Origin of the sequence: Streptomyces sp. AF1A, assembly GCF_047340315.1 — a bacterium.
Classification (GTDB): domain Bacteria; phylum Actinomycetota; class Actinomycetes; order Streptomycetales; family Streptomycetaceae; genus Streptomyces.
In genome coordinates, this window is sequence record NZ_JBLEBI010000043.1 from 28,718 (window position 1) to 43,957 (window position 15,240).

General features: G+C 71.6%; 19 protein-coding genes. 10 read left to right on the forward strand and 9 right to left on the reverse strand.

Translation table 11 applies throughout. The features are described from left to right. Window positions 1–5: 5 nt before the first annotated feature. Complete coding sequence (locus tag ACLU3S_RS15330; RefSeq protein WP_413952387.1) at window positions 6–233, reverse strand: DUF397 domain-containing protein; 228 nt, start codon at window positions 231–233, stop codon at window positions 6–8. Beyond that, window positions 215–1,048: a helix-turn-helix domain-containing protein gene (locus ACLU3S_RS15335; protein WP_413952388.1), complete on the reverse strand. Its 834-nt coding sequence runs from the start codon at window positions 1,046–1,048 to the stop codon at window positions 215–217. Before ACLU3S_RS15335 ends, ACLU3S_RS15330 begins: the two co-directional genes overlap by 19 nt. Window positions 1,049–1,163: 115 nt before the next feature. On the opposite strand from ACLU3S_RS15335, the gene ACLU3S_RS15340 reads away from it, so the two are divergent. The 4 genes from ACLU3S_RS15340 (at window position 1,164) to ACLU3S_RS15355 (ending at window position 3,284) form a co-directional block, all read left to right on the forward strand. Further along, window positions 1,164–1,382 (forward strand): hypothetical protein, encoded by a 219-nt coding sequence (locus ACLU3S_RS15340; protein WP_413952389.1) that lies wholly within the window; start codon window positions 1,164–1,166, stop codon window positions 1,380–1,382. Next, entirely contained in the window at window positions 1,379–1,594 is a 216-nt protein-coding gene (locus ACLU3S_RS15345) for a hypothetical protein (RefSeq protein WP_413952390.1), read from the forward strand. Before ACLU3S_RS15340 ends, ACLU3S_RS15345 begins: the two co-directional genes overlap by 4 nt. 73 nt (window positions 1,595–1,667) lie before the next feature. Next, a complete protein-coding gene (gene recO / locus ACLU3S_RS15350; RefSeq protein ID WP_413952391.1) occupies window positions 1,668–2,414 on the forward strand; it encodes a DNA repair protein RecO in 747 nt (248 codons plus the stop codon). An 18-nt stretch (window positions 2,415–2,432) separates the two neighbouring features. Further along, complete coding sequence (locus ACLU3S_RS15355) at window positions 2,433–3,284, forward strand: isoprenyl transferase (RefSeq protein ID WP_413952392.1); 852 nt, start codon at window positions 2,433–2,435, stop codon at window positions 3,282–3,284. Window positions 3,285–3,410: 126 nt separating this feature from the next. Here ACLU3S_RS15355 and ACLU3S_RS15360 read toward each other — a convergent pair whose 3' ends face one another. The 4 genes from ACLU3S_RS15360 to ACLU3S_RS15375 form a co-directional block, all read right to left on the reverse strand. Beyond that, window positions 3,411–3,827: a Fur family transcriptional regulator gene (locus tag ACLU3S_RS15360; protein WP_413952393.1), complete on the reverse strand. Its 417-nt coding sequence runs from the start codon at window positions 3,825–3,827 to the stop codon at window positions 3,411–3,413. 61 nt (window positions 3,828–3,888) lie between these two features. After that, on the reverse strand, window positions 3,889–4,791 hold the full coding sequence (locus ACLU3S_RS15365) for a metal ABC transporter permease (RefSeq protein ID WP_413952394.1): 903 nt from the start codon (window positions 4,789–4,791) through the stop codon (window positions 3,889–3,891). A 2-nt stretch (window positions 4,792–4,793) separates the two neighbouring features. Continuing rightward, window positions 4,794–5,552 (reverse strand): metal ABC transporter ATP-binding protein, encoded by a 759-nt coding sequence (locus tag ACLU3S_RS15370; RefSeq protein WP_413952395.1) that lies wholly within the window; start codon window positions 5,550–5,552, stop codon window positions 4,794–4,796. Between the two features lie 9 nt (window positions 5,553–5,561). Further along, complete coding sequence (locus tag ACLU3S_RS15375; protein WP_413952396.1) at window positions 5,562–6,521, reverse strand: metal ABC transporter substrate-binding protein; 960 nt, start codon at window positions 6,519–6,521, stop codon at window positions 5,562–5,564. A 160-nt stretch (window positions 6,522–6,681) separates the two neighbouring features. Here ACLU3S_RS15375 and ACLU3S_RS15380 point away from each other — a divergent pair, with 160 nt between their 5' ends. From ACLU3S_RS15380 to ACLU3S_RS15390, 3 genes are all read left to right on the forward strand, one after another. Beyond that, window positions 6,682–8,064 (forward strand): glycine--tRNA ligase, encoded by a 1,383-nt coding sequence (locus tag ACLU3S_RS15380; RefSeq protein WP_413952397.1) that lies wholly within the window; start codon window positions 6,682–6,684, stop codon window positions 8,062–8,064. Between the two features lie 199 nt (window positions 8,065–8,263). Continuing rightward, a complete protein-coding gene (locus ACLU3S_RS15385) occupies window positions 8,264–9,274 on the forward strand; it encodes an aldo/keto reductase (protein WP_413952406.1) in 1,011 nt (336 codons plus the stop codon). A 20-nt stretch (window positions 9,275–9,294) separates the two neighbouring features. Further along, entirely contained in the window at window positions 9,295–9,885 is a 591-nt protein-coding gene (locus tag ACLU3S_RS15390; RefSeq protein ID WP_413952398.1) for a TetR/AcrR family transcriptional regulator, read from the forward strand. On the opposite strand, the gene ACLU3S_RS15395 is transcribed toward ACLU3S_RS15390, so the two are convergent. The 3 genes from ACLU3S_RS15395 to ACLU3S_RS15405 all read right to left on the reverse strand — a co-directional run bounded on the left by ACLU3S_RS15395 (window position 9,872) and on the right by ACLU3S_RS15405 (window position 12,238). After that, window positions 9,872–10,318, reverse strand: a complete 447-nt coding sequence (locus ACLU3S_RS15395) for a hypothetical protein (RefSeq protein ID WP_413952399.1) — start codon at window positions 10,316–10,318, stop codon at window positions 9,872–9,874. The genes ACLU3S_RS15390 and ACLU3S_RS15395 overlap by 14 nt on opposite strands. A 157-nt stretch (window positions 10,319–10,475) precedes the next feature. Beyond that, window positions 10,476–10,700 (reverse strand): hypothetical protein, encoded by a 225-nt coding sequence (locus ACLU3S_RS15400; protein ID WP_413952400.1) that lies wholly within the window; start codon window positions 10,698–10,700, stop codon window positions 10,476–10,478. Between the two features lie 110 nt (window positions 10,701–10,810). After that, entirely contained in the window at window positions 10,811–12,238 is a 1,428-nt protein-coding gene (locus ACLU3S_RS15405) for an MFS transporter (protein ID WP_413952401.1), read from the reverse strand. Between the two features lie 101 nt (window positions 12,239–12,339). Between ACLU3S_RS15405 and ACLU3S_RS15410 the strand changes: the two genes are divergently transcribed. From ACLU3S_RS15410 to ACLU3S_RS15420, 3 genes are all read left to right on the forward strand, one after another. Further along, the gene (locus ACLU3S_RS15410; protein ID WP_413952402.1) at window positions 12,340–13,212 is read left to right on the forward strand and encodes a helix-turn-helix transcriptional regulator; all 873 of its coding nucleotides are present in this window, start codon (window positions 12,340–12,342) and stop codon (window positions 13,210–13,212) included. A 134-nt stretch (window positions 13,213–13,346) separates the two neighbouring features. Then, window positions 13,347–14,714 (forward strand): S8 family serine peptidase, encoded by a 1,368-nt coding sequence (locus ACLU3S_RS15415; RefSeq protein ID WP_413952403.1) that lies wholly within the window; start codon window positions 13,347–13,349, stop codon window positions 14,712–14,714. Window positions 14,715–14,845: 131 nt separating this feature from the next. Next, on the forward strand, window positions 14,846–15,240 hold a 395-nt coding region (locus tag ACLU3S_RS15420; protein WP_413952404.1), incomplete at its 3' end, for a hypothetical protein.

A 15,240-nucleotide genomic window follows, 5' to 3' on the forward strand; every position in this document is an offset into this window, starting at 1 on the left:
TCCGGCTACGGCATGCGTCGTGCATGCGCTGCCGTGGCCGGACAGCCCAGCACGTCGATGAACTCCGCCCACGCGGCCGATCCGAAGACCAGCACGTCGCCTCCGGGCACCTTGCTGTCCCGGACGGGGACGAGGCCGGGGACCGTGTCGGCCACCTCGACGCAGCTGCCGCCGTTGCCGTCGCTGTAGCTGCTCTTGCGCCAGCGCGCGTTGCTCAGGTCGTACTCGCGCATCGTCTGAAGTCCTCCGCCGCCGATTCGATCAGGGCCCGGGACGCCTCCGGCGCCAGCGCGGCGGCCCTGAGCAGATCGTATGACGCGTACGCGCGCTTCACCACAGCCGGATTGTCCAGGAGGGTTCCCGAATACACCGCCTCTGTATAGGCCGTTGGCGGCGCGTCCTCGAACTCCATGAGCGACAGCATGCCGTTCATGAGCGAGTACGCCCCGGCCCCGTACGGCAGCACCTGCACCAGCACCGCCCGCTCCCGCGACAGCGCGGCCACGTGCCCCAGTTGGCTCGCCATGACGGCGGGTCCGCCGACCGGGATGCGCAGCACGTTCTCGTGCAGGACCACCCAGAACACGGGACGGGTGGCGTCGTCGAGGATGCGCTGGCGCTCCAGTCGGCCCGACACCTTGTCCTCGATGTACTCGTCCGACGCGAACGGGTTCATCGCGAGGGTGACCGCGCGCGCATACCCGGCCGTCTGGAGCAGGCCCGGCACCAGCGCGGGCGCGAACTCGCAGATCCGCGTCGCCACGCGCTCCAGCTCCACGACCTCCGCGAAGTACTCCGCGTAGCGGCGGTCGTCGATCAGCTTCCGGCACAGGCGCTCGAAAATACCGTCGGTTTGCAGGACCTCGTCGATCCGCTGGGCGATGTCCAGCTGGGGTTTGCGGATGGCCTGCTCGAACTGCCCGATGTAGGCACCGGAGACGAAGACCCGTGCGCCCAGCTCCACCTGGGTGATTCCCGCGTCCTCCCGGCGCCGTTTGAGTTCCGCGCCGAAGAACTCCCAGACCGCCTGACGTGAACCGTTGGCCATGGCCAACCCCCTTGGCCTGCCTCGTACTTGTAGGGCGCAGGCTGCTGCCGATTGTAGAGGCGGAGCGTCACTGTGGGTGTGCGAAGCGTGAAACTCGACAAGGCAGGGGAGCACCGTGAAGGCACGACGAACCTCACACTCGGCGCTGTGTGTCGAAGAGGCGGAGGAGACTTTGAAGGAATTGCGGTCGGCTCTCGAAAAGGCCGGGATCGTGCTGCCGTCTCTGGGCCTCGACCCGGTGAGCGTCGCCCGGGAGGCGCCCTGTCCGCTCGTCGAGCTCGGGCGCTGTTCCGTGGAGACCGCGCGGCGGCTCGCCGGGGCGGTGGCCCCGTGAGCCTGCCCGTCGGCACCCACGCCGTGGACACGCGCACCGGGAGGGTGGGCATCGTCATGGGGCACGAGGGCCCGTACGTCCAGCTCAGACCGTACGGCGGCGGCCGGGAGTGGGACGCCGAGCCCGGCGCCGTGCGGCGCGCGACCGACGCCGAGCGGCTGCGGGCGGCGACGGCGCACGCCAACGCCCGCAGCCGCGGCGAGGTGCCCTAGCCACGCGCCGTCGGTCGCGCGCCGTCGGCCGCTCGCCCCCGGTCACTCGTCCGCATGGGCGACAATGGGGACCATGAGTCTGTTCCGCGACGACGGCATCGTGCTGCGCACCCAGAAGCTGGGTGAGGCGGACCGGATCATCACGCTGCTCACCCGGGGGCACGGGCGGGTGCGGGCCGTGGCCCGCGGGGTGCGGCGGACCAAGTCGAAGTTCGGGGCCCGGCTGGAGCCGTTCTCGCACGTGGACGTGCAGTTCTTCGCGCGGGGGAGCGAGCTGGTGGGGCGCGGGCTGCCGCTGTGCACCCAGAGCGAGACCATCGCGCCGTACGGCGGCGGGATCGTCACCGACTACGCCCGCTACACCGCCGGCACGGCCATGCTGGAGACCGCCGAGCGGTTCACGGACCACGAGGGCGAGCCGGCCGTGCAGCAGTACCTGCTGCTGGTCGGCGCCCTGCGGACGCTGGCGCGCGGGGAGCACGCGCCGCACCTCGTCCTCGACGCCTTCCTGCTGCGCTCCCTCGCCGTGAACGGCTACGCGCCGAGCTTCGGCGACTGCGCCAGGTGCGGCCTGCCCGGCCCGAACCGCTTCTTCTCGGTGGCGTCCGGCGGCTCCGTCTGCGCCGACTGCCGGGTGCCCGGCAGCGTCGTACCCTCCCCGCAGACCCTGGTGCTGCTCGGGGCGCTGCTTACGGGAGACTGGGAGACGGCGGACGCGTGCGAGGCGCGCTACGTCCGGGAGGGCAGCGGGCTGGTGTCCGCCTATCTGCACTGGCATCTGGAGCGCGGCCTGCGCTCGCTGCGGTACGTGGAAAAGTGAGAGGGAGACGAGAGGCTCATGGTGGTAAGCGGCATCCTGGGGCGCCGGCGGCGCGAGTACAAGGCGCCGGAGCCGCACCCGTCCGGCGCCCGCCCGCCCAAGCTCCCGGGTGAGCTGGTCCCGAACCACGTGGCGATCGTCATGGACGGCAACGGCCGGTGGGCCAAGGAACGCGGGCTGCCGCGCACCGAGGGGCACAAGGTCGGCGCCGAGCGGGTGCTCGACGTGCTCCAGGGCTCCATCGAGATCGGCGTCCGCAACATCTCCCTGTACGCCTTCTCCACCGAGAACTGGAAGCGCTCGCCCGACGAGGTCCGCTTCCTGATGAACTTCAACCGCGACTTCATCCGCAAGACCCGCGACCAGCTCGACGACCTGGGCGTCCGGGTGCGCTGGGTGGGCCGCATGCCCAGGCTGTGGAAGTCGGTCGCCAAGGAGCTGCAGGTCGCCCAGGAGCAGACCAAGGGCAACGACCTGCTCACCCTGTACTTCTGCATGAACTACGGCGGGCGCGCCGAACTCGCCGACGCGGCCAAGGCGTTGGCGGAGGACGTGCGGGCGGGGCGGCTGGACCCGTCCAAGGTGACCGAGAAGACCATCCAGAAGTACCTGTACTACCCGGACATGCCGGACGTGGACCTGTTCCTGCGGCCGAGCGGCGAGCAGCGCACCTCCAACTACCTGCTCTGGCAGAGCGCGTACGCCGAGATGGTCTTCCAGGACGTGCTGTGGCCCGACTTCGACCGCCGCGACCTGTGGCGGGCCTGCATGGAGTTCGCCTCCCGCGACCGCCGCTTCGGCGGCGCGATCCCGAACGAGGAGCTGCTGGCCATGGAGGCCGCGATGAGGGGCGAGCCCGAGGGCAGCTGATCGCGGGCGCTACCGGCGACAAGGACGCCTGCTGCCTCACGGCGCTGCCCAAGCGGGGCATACGAGAGCCCGGGGGCGTGGACGCCCTCCGGGCTCTGCTCGACGGGCACATCACCCGCCTCTGGGTCAGCCGTTCGCCGCCGCGCAGTCCGCGCAGGTACCGAAGATCTCCACCGTGTGGGCCACGTTGACGTAGCCGTGTTCGGCGGCGATGGCCTCGGCCCACTTCTCCACCGCGGGGCCCTCGACCTCGACCGCCTTGCCGCAGGTGCGGCAGACCAGGTGGTGGTGGTGTTCGCCGGAGGAGCAGCGGCGGTAGACGGACTCGCCGTCGGAGGTGCGCAGGACGTCGACCTCGCCGGCCTCGGCGAGGGACTGCAGGGTGCGGTAGACCGTGGTCAGGCCGACCGAGTCGCCCTTGTGCTTGAGCATGTCGTGGAGCTCCTGCGCGCTGCGGAACTCGTCGACCTCGTCCAGGGCCGCCGCCACGGCTGCCCGCTGGCGGGTCGCGCGGCCCTTCACGGGCGGTCCAGCGGTCGTCACCGGTTGCCTCCTCAGCTTGCACCTCTGCCCGGGCCATTCTGCCAGCCCGGGCTGTGCGCGGTCAGACGGTGATCTCGTCCGTGGTCCCGCGCGCGGCCGGAATCGCGCGCTCCGCAGGGTCCCCGGCCTGCCGCGCGGCGCCTGCCGCGCGGGCGCGTCGGCGCGCCAGCGGGGTGGCCAGGGCGGTCAGCGCGACGAAGGCGGCGATGGTCAGCAGCACGATCGTCGCGCCGGGCGGGACGTCGCGGTAGAAGGACGTGATCGTGCCGCCGACCGACACGGTGACGCCGAGGGCCACGGCGATCGCGAAGGTCGCGGCGAAGCTGCGGGCGAGCTGCTGCGCCGCCGCCACGGGGACGACCATGAGCGCGGAGACCAGGATCAGCCCGACCACGCGCATGGCCACGGTGACCGTGACGGCCGCGGTGACCGCGACCAGCAGGTTCAGCGCCCGCACGGGCAGCCCGGTGACCCGGGCGAACTCCTCGTCCTGGCTGACCGCGAACAGCTGGCGGCGCAGGCCGAGGGTCACCGCGACGACGAAGGCGGCGAGGACGCAGAACGCGGTCACGTCCGAGGGGGCCACCGTCGACAGCGAGCCGAACAGGTACGACATGAGGTTCGCGGTGGAGCCGCCCGGCGCGAGGTTGACGAACATGACGCCGCCGGCCATGCCGCCGTAGAAGAGCATGGCGAGGGCGATGTCGCCGCGCGTCCTGCCGTACCAGCGGATCAGTTCCATCAGGACCGAGCCGAGCGCGGAGACGGCCGTGGCCATCCACACCGGTGAGGCGTTCAGCAGGAAGCCGAGGCCGACGCCGGCCATGGCGACGTGCCCGATGCCGTCGCCCATCAGGGGCTGGCGGCGCTGGACGAGGTAGATGCCGATCGCGGGCGCGGTGATGCCGACCAGGACGGCGGCGACGAGCGCGCGCTGCATGAAGGCGTAGTCGAGGAAGTTCATCGTCAGTTCAGCAGTCCTGTGCGTGTCGGTGTGCCCGCGTGCGGGTGGACGTGGTCGTGGCCGGGCAGGGGGTGCCCGCCCGCTGCCTCGGCCGGCGGGCCGTCGTGCACGACGCGGCCGTCGCGCAGCACGACCGCCCGGTCGATCAGCGGCTCCAGCGGGCCCAGTTCGTGCAGCACCAGCAGGACCGAGGCACCCGCCGTCACCTGCTGCTCCAGCGTGCGGGCCAGCACCTCCTGGCTGGCCAGGTCGACGCCCGCCATCGGCTCGTCCATGATGAGCAGTTCGGGCTCGGTGACGAGCGCGCGGGCGATCAGCACGCGCTGGTGCTGGCCGCCGGACAGGGCGTCGACCGCGTCCCCGGCCCGGTCGGCCAGGCGGACCAGCTCCAGGGCGTGGCGTACGGCCGCACGGTCGGCCCTGCGGAAGACGCCGAAGCGGGAGCGCGCCAGGCGGCCCGACGAGACGATCTCGGTCACCGTCGCCGGGACCCCGCCCGCGGCCGTCGTCCGCTGCGGTACATAGCCCACGCGCGCCCAGTCGCGGAAGGCGTGGCGCGGGGTGCCGAACAGCTCGATCGCGCCACCGGCCGGCACCTGGCCGACGATCGTGCGGATCGCCGTGGACTTGCCGGAGCCGTTGGCGCCGAGCAGCGCGACGACCTCGCCGCGGCCGACGGTGAGGTCGATGCCGCGCAGGACGGGCCGCCCGCCGAGTTCGGCGGTGACCGTGCGCAGGGACAGGACGGGCTCGCTGCTCATCTCGTCTCCCTACTCGGCGCCGAGCGCCCGCTGGAGGGCCTTGAGGTTGGCCTGCTGGACGGAGAAGTAGTCCGTGCCCCGGGACCGTGCGGTGATGCCCTCGATCGGGTCGAGGACGTCCGTGGTCAGGCCGGCGTCGTGCGCGATGGTCTTCGCGGTCCTGTCGCTGACGAGCGTCTCGTAGAAGACGGTGGAGACGCCGTCGGCCCGGGCCATGGTCTCCAGTTCCCGCACGCGGGCGGCGCTCGGTTCGGACTCGGGGTCGAGGCCGTTGACGGCCTCCTCGGTGAGGCCGTAGCGCTCGGCGAGGTAGCCGAAGGCGGCGTGCGTGGTGATGAAGACCCGGGTCCTCGGGTGCGCGAGGCCCTGCCTGAACTCGAGGTCGAGGGCGTCCAGCTTCCCGACCAGCTTCGCGGTGTTCTTCCGGTAGTCGGCCGCGTGCCGGGGGTCGGCCTTCTCGAAGGCCCTGCCGACACCCTCGGCGACCTGGGCGTAGCGCACCGGGTCGAGCCAGATGTGCGGGTCCTTGCCCGCCGCCGGCTCCTCGCCGCGCTGCGTGTCGTGCGCGGCCGCGTGGCCGCCGACCTCGTTGCCGTGCTGTTCCAGCGTGGTGAGGGAGGCGGCGTCGATCTTCGTCCGCACCGGGGACTGGGCCACCGCGTCGTCGACGGAGGGCTGGAGGTTCTTCAGGTACAGCACCGCGTCGGAGCCCTGGAGCATGGCGATCTGCCGGGGGCTGATCTCCAGGTCGTGCGGTTCCTGGCCGGGGGAGGTCAGACTGGTGACGTGGACGTGCCCGCCGCCGATCTGCTCGGCGAGGAACGCCATCGGATAGAAGGAGGCGACGACGTCGAACCTGCCCGTGCCGGCCGCTGCCGCCGGGTCGTCGGAGCAGGCGGAGAGACTGCAGGTTCCCAGCACGGTGAGCGCGGTGAGCGCGGCGGCGGGTATGAGGCGTCGTTTGTTCATGACACTCATTTTCATCTAACATGGAAACCGTTGTCAACAAGCCTCCTGCGTGGCTCCGGGCGGGGGCCGATTTGGCCGTGGGGGAGCCTGCGCCGGTAACCTGAATCATTCGCTGGAAGCATCTCGCTTCAACGCCCGTCGTCGTAATGAAGAGAGCACCGTGGCCGCCGACAAGATCGACACCATCGTCAGCCTGAGCAAGCGCCGTGGCTTCGTTTTCCCCAGTAGTGAGATCTACGGCGGCACGAAGGCCGCCTGGGACTACGGACCGCTGGGTGTCGAGCTCAAGGAGAACCTCAAGCGCCAGTGGTGGCGTTACATGGTGACGTCGCGCGAGGACGTGGTCGGTATCGACTCGTCCGTGATCCTCGCCCCCGAGGTGTGGGTCGCCTCCGGTCACGTCGCCACCTTCACGGACCCGCTGACCGAGTGCACCTCCTGCCACAAGCGGTTCCGCGCGGACCACCTGGAGGAGGCGTACGAGGCCAAGAAGGGGCACGCCCCCGAGCACGGCCTCGCCGACATCAACTGCCCGAACTGCGGCAACAAGGGCCAGTTCACCGAGCCCAAGCAGTTCTCGGGTCTGCTGTCCACGCACCTCGGCCCGACCCAGGACTCCGGCTCCGTCGCCTACCTGCGTCCCGAGACCGCCCAGGGCATCTTCACCAACTTCGCCCAGGTGCAGACCACCTCGCGCCGCAAGCCGCCGTTCGGCATCGCCCAGATGGGCAAGTCCTTCCGCAACGAGATCACGCCCGGCAACTTCATCTTCCGCACCCGCGAGTTCGAGCAGATGGAGATGGAGTTCTTCGTCAAGCCGGGCGAGGACGAGAAGTGGCAGGAGTACTGGATGGAGCAGCGCTGGAACTGGTACACCGGTCTCGGCCTGCGCGAGGAGAACATGCGGTGGTACGAGCACCCGAAGGAGAAGCTCTCCCACTACTCCAAGCGCACCGCTGACATCGAGTACCGCTTCAACTTCGGCGGCAGCGAGTGGGGCGAGCTGGAGGGTGTCGCCAACCGCACCGACTACGACCTCTCCGCCCACGCCAAGGCCTCCGGCCAGGACCTCTCCTACTTCGACCAGGAGGCCGGCGAGCGCTGGACGCCGTACGTCATCGAGCCGGCGGCCGGTGTCGGCCGCGCGATGCTTGCGTTCCTGCTCGACGCCTACATCGAGGACGAGGCGCCCAACGCCAAGGGCAAGCTGGAGAAGCGCACCGTGCTGCGGCTCGACCCGCGCCTCGCGCCGGTGAAGGTGGCCGTGCTGCCGCTCTCCCGCAACGCCGAACTGTCCCCGAAGGCCAAGGGCCTCGCCCAGGCCCTGCGCCGCAACTGGAACATCGAGTTCGACGACGCCGGCGCCATCGGCCGCCGCTACCGTCGCCAGGACGAGATCGGCACGCCGTACTGCGTGACCGTGGACTTCGACACGCTCGACGACAACGCGGTGACGGTGCGTGAGCGCGACTCGATGAAGCAGGAGCGCGTGTCGCTGGACCAGATCGAGGGCTACCTCGCCGGGCGCCTCGTCGGCTGCTGACGTCCGCGGCCGGCCTTCCGGTCACTGCCCGCCCTCCAACCGACCCGGTCGGCTGGAGGGCGGGCTTTTTCGCGTTCGGCCGTGGGCTTCCTTCACCGGCCTCCCCGCACGACAGGGCCCGTGTCGAGCGCCGGCCGGCGAGATTGGAATGACAAAAATTGAAATCTGTCATCTGTCATGGCAGGGTGGGGCCATGACGATGCGAACCCGAACCCTCGGAACCACCGGACCCCAGGTCTCCGCCCTCGGCCTCGGCTGCATGGGCATGTCCGCCCTGTACGGCGACGCCGACCGCGCCGAGTCCATCGCGACGATCCACGCCGCCCTCGACGCGGGCGTCACCCTCCTCGACACCGGCGACTTCTACGCCATGGGGCACAACGAGATGCTGATCGGCGAGGCCCTGCGCACCGCGCCCGCCGCGAGCCGTGAACGGGCCCTGGTCAGCGTGAAGTTCGGCGCCCTGCGCGACCCGGACGGCAACTGGGGCGGCTACGACGGCCGCCCCGCCGCCGTGAAGAACTTCGCCGCCTACTCCCTGCAGCGCCTGGGCGTCGACCACATCGACGTCTACCGGATCGCCCGCCTCGACCCGGACGTGCCGATCGAGGAGACCGTCGGGGCGATCGCCGAGCTGGTCGAGAAGGGGCACGTGCGGCACGTCGGACTGAGCGAGGTCGGCGCCGAGACCATCCGGCGGGCCGCCGCCACCGCCCCGGTGGCCGACCTGCAGATCGAGTACTCGCTGATCAGCCGGGACATCGAGCGGGACATCCTGCCGACCACCCGCGAGCTGGGCATCGGCGTCACGGCGTACGGCGTGCTGTCCCGCGGCCTGATCTCCGGCCACTTCGGCCGCGACCGGCAGCTGGCGGCCCACGACTTCCGCGCCCACTCGCCCCGCTTCCAGGGCGAGAACCTCCAGCACAACCTGGACCTGGTCGAGGCGCTGCGCAAGATCGCCGAGCAGAAGGGGGTGACGGTGGCGCAGATCGCCATCGCGTGGGTCCTCTCCCGCGGCGAGGACATCGTGCCGCTGGTCGGCGCCCGCACCCGGGAGCGGCTGGCCGAGTCGCTCGGCGCGCTGGACGTGAGCCTGGACGAGGCCGACCTCGCGGCGATCGAGGAGGCGGTCCCGGCGCACGCGGCGGCCGGCGAGCGCTACCCGGCCGCGCAGATGGCACACCTCGACAGCGAACGCCGCCCGTGACGCCGGGTACGGTCTAGGGCATGGCACCGCCGACCGAGACCCTGACCGCCGAGCGCATCCTCGAAGCGACCGAGGAGGTGCTGCGCCGCCACGGCCCGGCCAAGGCCACCGTGGTCGACGTGGCGCGTGCGCTCGGCGTCAGCCATGGCAGCGTCTACCGGCACTTCCGTACGAAGGCCGCGCTGCGCGAGGCGGTGACCAAGCGCTGGCTGGACCGGACGTCGCAGCGGCTCGCCGTGATCGCCGCCGCGGACCGCGATCCGGAGGACCGGCTGCGGGAGTGGCTCGCCGCGCTGTTCGAGGCCAAGCGGCACAAGGCGGGGGACGATCCCGAGCTGTTCGCGACCTACACCGTGCTGACCGACGAGAACGGCGCGGTGGTCGGTGAGCACATAGCCGACCTGACGGCGCAGCTGACCCGGATCATCGAGGACGGGGCCGGGTCGGGCGCCTTCGCGGTGCCCGACCCGGCCGCCGCGGCCAGGGCCGTCTTCCATGCCACCGGCCGCTTCCACGACCCCTGCTACGCCCGGGAGTGGACCCGTCCCGGTGTCGGCGAGGAGTTCACGGCCGTCGTGGACCTGCTGGTCCGGGGCCTCAGCTCACCTTGACGGTGACCGGCGACGAGGTGAACGTGCCGTCCTTGGTCGCCACCCGCACCTGCTCGGTGCCCTTGTCGGTGAACTTCCGTTTGATCGTGTAGGTGCCGTTCTTGTTCACGACCGCGGTGGTCCTGAGCGTGGTCCACTTGCCGTTGTGCTGGTGCTGCAGCACCAGCGTGGAGCCGGACTTCACGCCCTTGACCCGGCCGGTGAACGCCACGGTGTCCCCGGCCTTGACGGCCTTGTGGTCGGCCGAGACGCTGATCGACCCCGCCGCCGCCACCATGCGCGGCCTCATGGTCGGCGAGGAGGTGACGGGCTTCGGGGTCGGCTTGCTGGTGGCGGCGGAGGCCCCGGCCGCAGTGCCGGAGAGCAGTGCCGCGGACATGACGCCGGCGCCCAGTGCACGGCCGTAGCGGTGGTCGCGGAGTGCGGAGTTCATGGTCATCTCCTGTCGCTCGTTCGGACGTATCCCAGGCTGACCCGACTCCGCTGCGTCGGCCACTCGAAACGCTCCGTAACGACCCCTCGACCCCCGCGTCTGCCCAGCCCAGGCCCCACTTTCCCGGTTTTCGGCCCGCCTCGGCGACGACCCCGGGTCAGCGGGACATCTGGCGGGCGGCCGTGGGGTCGATCGTGGCCTGGTGTGCGTCGGCCAGGTGTTCCTCCGCCTTCAGCCAGGGGAGGAACTGGGCGCCTCGGCGCCAGCCGCAGGTGTCGCATCTGATCGTGCGCTGCACGCCGGTGCGGTGCACCCGCACGGTGTGCTCCCGGCCGTGCCGGTCCCAGCGGCTGACCTTGCTCGTGCTGTTCTCCTGCGGCATGACGGCTCCCGCCTCCCTGACTCCCGCACCAACCGACCGCAAGGAGTGTGCAGCAGGACCAACATCAACGGGGGGAGCTTCACGGGGAGTTGTCCGAGCAGTGCGTGCGGTCAGCCCACCGTCCGGGGCGCGCGCAGGCTGAGCAGCCCGGTCAGGACGATCCCGGCCAGCTGCACCAGCAGCGTGATGACCAGCGCGTCCCGCATGCCCATGTGCGGTGCGAGCGTGAGGAACAGCGTGCCGATCGTGGCCACGCCCAGCGCCAGCGCGGACTGCTGGGTGGTGACCATCACACCGCTGCCGACACCGGCCCGCGCGGGCGGCACCTCGGACATCACGATCCGCAGCACGTTGGGCAGTTGGAGCGCCTGCCCGGCACCGGCCACGGCCGCGCCCGGCAGCAGCGAGCCGAAGTCCAGGCGCGGCCAGTCCCGCCACGCGGCCAGCGCGATCAGCAGCACACCCACGCCCTGCACGACGGCCCCCGCGGTGATCACCCGGGTGCCGTACCGGCCGATCAGCCGCGGCCCCGCGAGCGAGACGAACAGGAACGCCACGGCCATCGGGGCCAGCGCCAGCCCGGCCGGCACCGGACCCAGCCGGGCCCCCTCCTGCAGCGCCAGCGCGATCACGAACATGAACCCGCTGAAGCCGATCGAGAACGGGACGATGAGTGCCAGTCCGTGCCGCAGCGAGGCCAGCCCCAGCAGGCTCGGCGGCACCAGCGGGGTGTGCCCCGCCCGGTCCTTGCGCCGCTCCACGGCCCAGAAGGCGCCGGCGGCGAACGGGAACGCGGCCAGCGCCGGCCACGTCCACAGCGGCCAGCCCGCCGCCCGGCCCTCGGTGAGCGGCGCGAGCAGGGTCAGCAGGGACGCCGCGAGCAGCACGGTGCCCAACCCGTCGACGGGCTCCGGGTGCTGGGAGCGGGTCTCGGGCACGACCCGCACGGCGAGGAACAGGCCGGCCACGACCACGGGCACGTTGACGAGGAACACCGACCGCCACCCGCTCCCGGCGATGTCGGCGGCGACGAGCACCCCGCCGAGGATCTGCCCGGCCACCATGGACAGCCCGGCCGTGGCGCCGTACAGGCTCATGGCCCTCGCCCGGCGGGCGCCGCGGGTGGTGGCCTGGATGGTGGCGAGCACCTGCGGCAGCATCGCGGCGGCCGAGGCGCCCTGCGCGACCCGCGCGCCGACGAGGCTCCACGCGTCGGGCGCCAGCCCGCAGGCCAGCGAGGTCAGCCCGAAGGCCGCCACCCCGCCGAGGAACATCCGGCGCCGCCCGAACAGGTCCCCGAGCCGCCCGCCGAGCACCAGCAGCACGGCGTAGGCGAGCCCGTACCCCGCGACGACCAGTTCCAGCACGGCCTCGCCCGCATGGAGGTCGGCGCCGATGGTCGGCAGGGCCACGTTGACGATGAAGAAGTCGACCAGCGGCAGCGCCGCGGCCAGCAGCACGGTGAACAGCCCGGGGCCGCCGAGCGCGGGCGGCGCGGCCGGGGCGCGGACGGCCGGTGTGATGACGGTCTCACTCATGCCCTCGAGCCTGCGACCCGGCCCAGACGGGTACCAGAGTCTCCTCATCCTGGTAGCAGAAGTACCTGGAAACAGGATGACCGGGGCTGCACCCTGGAACAATGACGACCGTGGTTCAGGAGACCGCCCCCCGGCCGGCCCGGGGCGCGGAGATCCGGCGGCACGAGCTGGCCGCCTTTCTGCGCAGCCGCCGCGAGCGCATCGCCCCGGAGCAGGTGGGGCTGCCACGCGGCCCCCGCCGCCGTACGCCGGGGCTGCGGCGCGAGGAGGTCGCCCACCTCTCCGCGGTCGGCGTCACCTGGTACACCTGGCTGGAACAGGCCCGCGACATCCAGGTCTCCGTCCAGGTCCTGGACGCCCTCGCGCGCACCCTGCGGCTGGACGCCAGCGAGCGCGCCCACCTCTTCCAGCTGGCCGGCGCCACCGATCCGACGCCCGCCGCGGACTGCCCCAGCGTGACCCCGGCGCTGCGCGAGACACTGCAGCGGCTGGGCCCGATCCCGGCCTGCATCCAGAACAGCCGCTACGACATCCTCGCCTACAACAGCACCTACGCCCGCCTCATGGGCGACCTGGACGCGATCCCGCCGGAGGACCGCAACTGCCTGCTCCTCGTGCACACCAACCCGGACTGGCAGGCCGCGGTCGTGCACCTGGAGGAGACCCGGCGCCTGATGGCCGCGCGGCTGCGCGCCGCCATGGCCAACCATCTCGGCGAGCCCGCCTGGAAGATGCTGCTCAAGCGGCTGGAGGAGTCGCCGGCGTTCCGCGAGAACTGGGAGCGCTACGAGGTGGTCGGCAACCGGTCGAAGACCAAGGAGTACCTCAACCCCCATGTGGGACACCTCACGCTGGAGCACACCGACCTGTGGCTGGGCCCGGAGCAGGGCGCGCGCATGGTGACGTACACCCCCAGGAACGAGGAGACGCGCGAACGGCTGGAGAAGCTGTACCGGCTGGCCCAGGGAAGCTGAGCAACTCCCGTGCAGAGGTGGGTTTTGGGTAAAAGATTCGATATCTAGAGTTCAACAGGGTTGTCCGGTGCATGACTCACTCGATGGGATGCGCGAGACCACTTCGGTCGACACCCGACCACACAGGGGAATTCATGCGCATAGCCCGTACCGGGCGAGGCGTGTCGGCGTCCGCCGCCACCGCCGCCCTCGTCGTCGCCGCACTGGCGACCGCCGCCCCGGCCGGCGTCACGAGCGCCGCGTCCGCCGCCGTACCGCACACCAAGGCGGTTCCGGCCGTCGTGGGGCACAACCTGGTGCACGGCGTCGCCAGCCCGCTCCCCATCGGCCAGTGCCAGGCCAAGTGGCACATCAACTGCTACAACCCGCTCCAGTACCGCGCCGCGTACGACCTGGACGCGCTGTACCGCAGGGGCATCACGGGCAAGGGGCGCACGATCGTCATCGTCGACTCGTTCGGCTCTCCGACGGTCCAGCACGACCTCGACGTCTACAGCAAGCAGTTCGGTCTGCCGAGCACCAAGGTGAAGGTGGTCAAGTGGGGCAAGGTGCCCGCCTTCGACCCGAAGAACTCCGACATGACCGGCTGGGCCGGCGAGACCTCCCTGGACGTCGAGATGGCCCACGCCGTGGCGCCCGGCGCCAAGATCGTCCTGGTGGAGACCGCGGTGTCCGAGACCGAGGGCACCACCGGCCTGCCGGAGATGATGAGCGCCGAGAAGTACCTGATCGACCACGGGGTCGGCGACGTCGTCAGCCAGAGCTTCGGCGCCACGGAGAACACCTTCCCCGGCTTCGGCAGGGGGGACTTCACCAGCATCAAGAAACTGCGGTACGCCTTCGAGGACGCCCACCGCAAGCACGTGACCGTTCTCGCCTCCTCCGGTGACGGCGGCGCCACGGACCTGCAGGCGGACGGCACGACGTACTACAAGAAGCGCGTCAACTCCTGGCCGTCGTCGGACCCGCTGGTCACCTCCATCGGCGGCACGCAGCTCCACCTGAACGACAAGGGCGGGCGCGTCAAGCCGGACAGCGTGTACAACGACTACGGCGCGAGCGGCGGCGGCCAGTCCCACGTCTTCACCCGGCCCTCCTTCCAGAACGGTGTGAAGAACGTCGTCGGCACGCGCCGCGGCACCCCGGACATCTCGATGGCCGCCGCGGTCAACGGCGGCGCCTGGGTCTACTCCAGCTACGACCCGACGGCCACCGGCTGGGGCGTCTCCGGCGGCACCAGCGAGGCCTCCCCGCTGTTCTCGGGCATCGTGGCCCTCGCCGACCAGGCGGCCGGCCACCGCGTGGGCGACATCAACGCGGCGCTGTACCAGCTCCGCAAGCGGAAGGGCTCCGGCGTCGTCGACGTCAGCGACGGCACGGACAACAGCTATCAGGGCGTGAGCGGCTACAAGGCCGTCCGGGGCTACGACATGGCCACCGGCGTCGGCACGGTCGACGCGCTCCGCTTCGTCGCGGCCCTGGCCAAGGCCGGCCGCGGCTGACCATGCGCAGCAGATGCTGTGCGGCGAGGCGGCCCGGGTTCCCCCGGGCCGCCTCCCGGTACGTGCCCGGGCGGCGGTGCCGTGCGCACCCCCGGCGCCTCGCCCGGCGGCGGGGCTGCGACAGTGGTCCGGTGCTCATGGATCCCGAGAACACCCTGTTCGTCCGCGGTGCCACGCCGGTGCTGCTGCTGGCCGGCGCGCCCGTCCACGCCGCGCTGCCGGCCCTGACCGCGAGCGAGGGCGAGCTGCCCCGCTGCGCGGGTTGGAGCATCGTCCCGCGGCTGACCGTGTGCGTCGTGGACGGCCCCGGCGAGCACGGACTGGTCGTACCCGCCCTCGTCGCGCCGGTGCTCCACGGAACCGAGCGCAGCGCCGGCTCGGGCGCCATGGCCGACTGGTGCGCGGACGCCGAGCAGGCGGGCGGCGCGTTCGTGCTGTCCCTCGACGCGCTCCCCGAAGCGCTCGACTGGTCCGCCCTGCTCGCCTCCGGCACCGCCCGCGGCGGCTTCGTACCCGCCCTCGCCTG

Coding starts and splice junctions, on each gene's coding strand:
- ACLU3S_RS15330 (WP_413952387.1), bottom strand. CDS start 233: ATGCGCGAGTACGACCTGAGCAACGCGCGCTGGCGCAAGAGCAGCTAC.
- ACLU3S_RS15335 (WP_413952388.1), bottom strand. CDS start 1,048: ATGGCCAACGGTTCACGTCAGGCGGTCTGGGAGTTCTTCGGCGCGGAA.
- recO (WP_413952391.1), top strand. CDS start 1,668: ATGAGTCTGTTCCGCGACGACGGCATCGTGCTGCGCACCCAGAAGCTG.
- ACLU3S_RS15355 (WP_413952392.1), top strand. CDS start 2,433: ATGGTGGTAAGCGGCATCCTGGGGCGCCGGCGGCGCGAGTACAAGGCG.
- ACLU3S_RS15365 (WP_413952394.1), bottom strand. CDS start 4,791: ATGAACTTCCTCGACTACGCCTTCATGCAGCGCGCGCTCGTCGCCGCC.
- ACLU3S_RS15370 (WP_413952395.1), bottom strand. CDS start 5,552: ATGAGCAGCGAGCCCGTCCTGTCCCTGCGCACGGTCACCGCCGAACTC.
- ACLU3S_RS15375 (WP_413952396.1), bottom strand. CDS start 6,521: ATGAACAAACGACGCCTCATACCCGCCGCCGCGCTCACCGCGCTCACC.
- ACLU3S_RS15385 (WP_413952406.1), top strand. CDS start 8,264: ATGCGAACCCGAACCCTCGGAACCACCGGACCCCAGGTCTCCGCCCTC.
- ACLU3S_RS15390 (WP_413952398.1), top strand. CDS start 9,295: ATGGCACCGCCGACCGAGACCCTGACCGCCGAGCGCATCCTCGAAGCG.
- ACLU3S_RS15395 (WP_413952399.1), bottom strand. CDS start 10,318: ATGAACTCCGCACTCCGCGACCACCGCTACGGCCGTGCACTGGGCGCC.
- ACLU3S_RS15400 (WP_413952400.1), bottom strand. CDS start 10,700: ATGCCGCAGGAGAACAGCACGAGCAAGGTCAGCCGCTGGGACCGGCAC.
- ACLU3S_RS15405 (WP_413952401.1), bottom strand. CDS start 12,238: ATGAGTGAGACCGTCATCACACCGGCCGTCCGCGCCCCGGCCGCGCCG.
- ACLU3S_RS15410 (WP_413952402.1), top strand. CDS start 12,340: ATGACGACCGTGGTTCAGGAGACCGCCCCCCGGCCGGCCCGGGGCGCG.
- ACLU3S_RS15415 (WP_413952403.1), top strand. CDS start 13,347: ATGCGCATAGCCCGTACCGGGCGAGGCGTGTCGGCGTCCGCCGCCACC.